2 protein-coding genes and 1 riboswitch are annotated in these 4,919 nt (G+C 45.8%); of the genes, one reads left to right on the forward strand and one right to left on the reverse strand.

The window, feature by feature from the left end; translation table 11 throughout:
* Positions 1-60 precede the first annotated feature (60 nt).
* Positions 61-963 carry an IS110 family transposase gene (locus VNN20_16215; GenBank protein HWP93734.1) on the forward strand — a complete coding sequence of 301 codons (903 nt, stop codon included), beginning with the start codon at positions 61-63 and terminating at the stop codon, positions 961-963.
* 340 nt (positions 964-1,303) lie between these two features.
* Here VNN20_16215 and VNN20_16220 read toward each other — a convergent pair whose 3' ends face one another.
* Positions 1,304-3,856 carry a DNRLRE domain-containing protein gene (locus VNN20_16220; protein ID HWP93735.1) on the reverse strand — a complete coding sequence of 851 codons (2,553 nt, stop codon included), beginning with the start codon at positions 3,854-3,856 and terminating at the stop codon, positions 1,304-1,306.
* A gap of 77 nt (positions 3,857-3,933) precedes the next feature.
* Positions 3,934-4,081, reverse strand: a riboswitch (cyclic di-GMP riboswitch).
* Positions 4,082-4,919: the final 838 nt, after the last annotated feature.

Genomic DNA, 4,919 nt, shown 5'->3' on the forward strand with positions numbered 1-4,919 from the left:
GGGGTTAAGTATAAACGGTTCCCTTCTTATAATTAACAAAAAACTAAGGAGGGAACCGTCATGAAGAAACAAGGGATAGATTACACCAATCAAGACTTTTTTCTAGGTATAGATGTGCATCAGAAGAACTGGATAGTAACCGTAAGGACTAACCACATGGAGTTAAAGACTTTTTCCATTCAGAAAGAGAAATCGACGAAGACGGACAAGGTAGATAGTCGTAAGCTAGCCGTGGAGTTAGAGAATGGGAGATTGAAGGGTATATACATACCGAATGAGTTACACCAGCAACTGCGTTCTTTGTGCAGGTTGAGATTCAAGATAGTGCAATCACAGACGCGGGTGAAGAATCGGATAAAGGGGCATTTGGCGTTTTACGGTTATGTTATACCCGGTCATGAAGAGCTCCCCCACTGGTCTGGGGGATTTATAAAGTGGCTGAAGGGGTTAGAGTTTTCCTATGGGATGGGTAGGGATTATCTCAGGCTATGTCTGGAGGAGTTGGAGAGCCACCGTCGGCGGTTAGTAGAGGTGCTGAGGTTAGTGCGGAAGTATTGTCGGGAGTATGGGATTGAGGAAGAGGTGAAGAATCTTCGTAGAGTACCTGGGGTTGGTTTTGTTGGGGCGATGACTTTATATGGGGAGTTAATGGAGATGAGCCGGTTCCGGAGTATAGATCGTCTTGCTTGTTATGTAGGGTTAGTGCCATCGGTAAGTGGATCTGGGGAGAGGGAAACCAACCGGGGTTTGAGCTTCCGGCGTAACCGGTATTTACGGTATGTGATGATAGAGGGGGCCTGGGTAGCGGTAAGAAAAGACCCGGCGTTGGGGTATGTGTTTAGTCAATTAATCAGGCGGATGAGCAAGCAGAAGGCCATAGTTCGGATAGCCAAGAAGTTATTGAACCGGATAAGACACGTGTGGAAGAGTAAAGAAGCCTATGCTTATGGGTTGATTTCATGAGCAATAGGGACTGGATCAAAAAAATCTCGAGCAGTAGTAGTGTGGACCGCTATCGACTTGCTGCACGGAAGGTGTTTTCCTGAGAGTGCGGCCACACGTTTTTGAGGGATTTGATGAATTTAATGCGGCAGTGCCATGAGTGCATTGACTTTTTACATAACAGCGAAGCGTTGGAATAAACTCCGGGAAATATCTTACCAGAATAGTGTTTAGTCCGTCAGTAATTAGTTTGTAGAGAGGTAAATCGCTCAGAACCTATATAAGATATTCGAAGCGATATAACTGGGTAGCGGTGGGTGTATATCGATTTTCGATATACACCCACTTTTTTCATTAATGGCTATGGTATCGGGCAACCATTTAACCCAACATTCAACCTTTGATGCACACCTATACAGCTAATTGATGAATTATCGTTAACACCTTCTATTATTGATCCACAGGTAAACTGTCCGGTGTTCTGGTCCCAGAGCTTTTCATTGGTCAGCACGCCATTTATATATCTGTAGATAATATTGGCTCCTACGTCTTTTCCGTCCTTTCCCATTCCCTTCATCGAACTGCCGGAGGGTACGTATACTATACATCCCTGTCCGCTAGCCTTATCGTACATCTGCGGATTCACGGTAGTTTGGTTAGTTCCATAGGGGGTATCGCTAGAATAATCTGTATCATTATTGTAGGCATTAATGTATTCATAAATTTTGACACTGAAATCAGCTGCATGATTTATATCGAAGCCCGCCTGGGCATTATTAATAGATAATGTGTTATTTATATCCACCGAGGGCACTACAGTCCACGTGGCGCTGCTAAGGTGAGGGGCGCTTCGTCCATTATCAGCGATAAAACCGGCCTTTCCATTAGCGATTGCTGTATTATTCTTGAATTTGGCGTTTTCCTGGCTTCGAGAGAAAAAACCCTGGTTGGTGTTTTTAAAAGCCACGTTATCTATATAAATACCATCGATAGATCGAATAGAAGAAAATTTGCTGTGATGGGATAAAGCGTATCCAACGTTATTACTTAAAGAAACATTTCCTAGAAGTCTATTCCTTCTTCCATAGTCTCCAATATAGTAACTTGCTTCAACTATGTTATTTTCTCCTATCGAGTCGTTGCTATCATAAAATACTATTCCCTCGTCTCCCCTGTTCTGGTCGATAGAGCAGCCGCCATCTACACCTTGAGTACCGCAGTCAGCCGGGTCTTTTCTGGCTCTTGAGTTAACATAATTTCTCCTGACGGTGACGAATGAGCTATCCTGTATACTGATTCCGTGCCTATGGAAGCTGTAAGCTTCGCTTTCTTCAATTAGTACCTCGATCGAGGTTTGCACCCTGATAGCGTGGGCGTTGGCATATCCATTGGTATATTCAGCCAGAAGGCGCTTCATTTTGATATTACTGGAATCCACTACTTTAAATATGTTGCCTTTGCTGCTGCTTGAATTGTCTTTGCTCTTACCCCTCAATCCTTCGATATTCCAGTAAGAGCAGTAATCCATGCGGAATGTGTCAACTGACCCGTCGCCATCAAGAAATGCCTTCCTTTCATTCTGTGCTTTGACCGTAATCGGTTTTGTGGCCGTGCCGTTTTTCGCATTAGTCGTGCAATTGATATTAAGATATCCGCTATTCGACCCGTCATAAGTGCCATCCAAGAGAATTAAGGTATCGCCCGGTAAGAGCTGGGATATGGCGAAAGAGAAGGTTTTGAAAGGAGAAGAGGCAGAGGTGCCGGAATTTGAATCAGACCCGTTGGGAGAAATATAGAAGACCGGGCCGGTTAGTTCCGGGGAAGGCGTGGGTGTCGGAGTGGGTGTGGGAGTGGGTTCTGGCTCTGGTTCCGGTTCGGGTGTTGGAGTAGGAGCAGGAGTAGGCGCCGGTGTGGGTTCAGGTGTCGGTGTCGGGCTTGGTTTTCCGGTAACTCTTACTTTTGTAGAACCTTTGCCGCCTTTGTTGCTGGCGCTGTAGGAAGAACCGCTGGCATCAGCGGTTGCAGTTGAACTTGTAAAAACCTCAACTGTCGCGTTAAATTCACCGGAGTCACTATAAGTGAATGATATCTCGCTTGAAGATCCTATTTCGTCAACTATACCATCGCCCTCGAAATCCCATCTGTATTCCATGCCGGTGCTTTCATCCGGGACGTTGGCCTTGAAATTTACGGTTAAAGGTGCTTCGCCGCTTGTTGGGTTTGCCTCGACGGTAACATTTAGAGATCCGTCCCCTCCCGGGTTGGTATATTCGATATAGAGAACGGGCCTTTTTCCAGGATCGTGTGCCTCTTTACTGGCAAAATAAAGCTCACCGCCTCCCTCGGAGCGAACAACTACCCCATGGTTTTGTTCCAGCCCGCTAACCCAGTCCTGAACCAGACCGGTTATTTCCCACTGGACATACTGGCCGAAACCGTTTACCGCGATACTGTCTTCATAAGTAGAAGCGGCAGCCGGTTTTCCGTTCCAGGTCGCTGATTGCAGCCAGGGTTCTAGTACTGCATATACCCTGACAGCGTTGTCTTTTCGGAATTTCTTATTTTTCTTGCTGAAGAGCTTTAAGTAGGCTTTGGTAATCTCCGCTTCTTGCGGAATCCCGGATAAATCGAATTGAAGCAATGTTTCTCTTGCCCCGCCGGTTGTTGCTGGCCGGCCAAAGAATTTTGAGGATGAGACTTCTTGCTTGGTTTTCAACTGCTTCCAGCCGCCAAACTTTGTTACCGGAGCAGCCTGGTCTACAAACGTGTCCTTTGTCGGGGTCAGGTTGACTACATCCGCTAGCCCCGAGATCGGATTAATAAGAATCGCCAGGAGTATGGTAACAAGAACCTTGGCGATTACCTTCGAAAAACTTGGGATTTGCTCTCTTGATAAGATACAGTAGGTGCGCATTGTAACCTCCTTGTGGCTTTTGAAACCAACCTCAAGGAGACGCACCCCTGTATTTTAGGGATGGTCGAAATCCTATCTTCGGCAACCCAGCCACCGTATTCGTCTTTGGTCTTTAGTCTTTGGTCGTTGGGTTTTTATCTAATGACTAACGACCAACGTCCAATGACGAACTTAGGTCTGTCGGCTTTGCGTCCCACCCTTTCGGATGGTTTGCCATTATCGGTCAGGATTTCAAAAGCCGTGTGGGAAAGTTTGTATTTGATTTCTAAATCACTTTCCCGCGCAACAATATACTTAGCAAAGTCCATGCCATGAACGTTTTCCGTTAGGCTAGATAATAACTACTTGAAAACATTGACAATATGAATTACGCCTTGTGACAATAAATAGGGCGTACGGCGACAAAAAGAGTCGGCGACGGTAAATAAATGTCTATTCATTGTATGAAAGGTACAAATAGACCAAAAATGTACCTTGTGTATGGAAAAAAGCTTTTAAAACGTATTGAGTACATTCACCCCTACCCCGACCCTCCCCCATCGATGGGGAGGGAGATTTTCCGTGTTACCCTACTTCGACCTTGCTCAGCACAGGCTTACCAAGGGTGGAATTAAAGAGGGGTTCTTTCCTCTTGGTCTGTCATAGCCTTCGGTTGCACTAGGGATGAACTAGACTAAACAATCCGATAAGATCCCCCGTAGGCTTCCTCACAGGGGTTTATTCCTTCGTGGAATTTACACTGAGTTTATCGAATGTGCTCAGGACAAGCTCTGAGCGAAGGTCCCACGGTTAAACCGGAGGATGGACTGGGATATACTACTCCTTGTCATCCCCGAATGCATTAATCGGGGACCCATAACTAAAACATTGGATTCCCGTTTCCACGGGAATGACATCCTCTAATCTGTCATCGCCGAATGTTCCCCGCTACATACATGCGGGGACGTGCTTAATCGGGAATCCTCTCCGCATGTCATCCCCGAATGTTCCCCAATAAAGCTTGTATCCGAAAGTATTAATCGGATAACACTTGGGGACAGGATTAATCGGGGATCCATAAATA

The organism is Thermodesulfobacteriota bacterium (genome assembly GCA_035559815.1).
Classification (GTDB): Bacteria; Desulfobacterota_D; UBA1144; order Nemesobacterales; family CSP1-2; genus DATMAT01.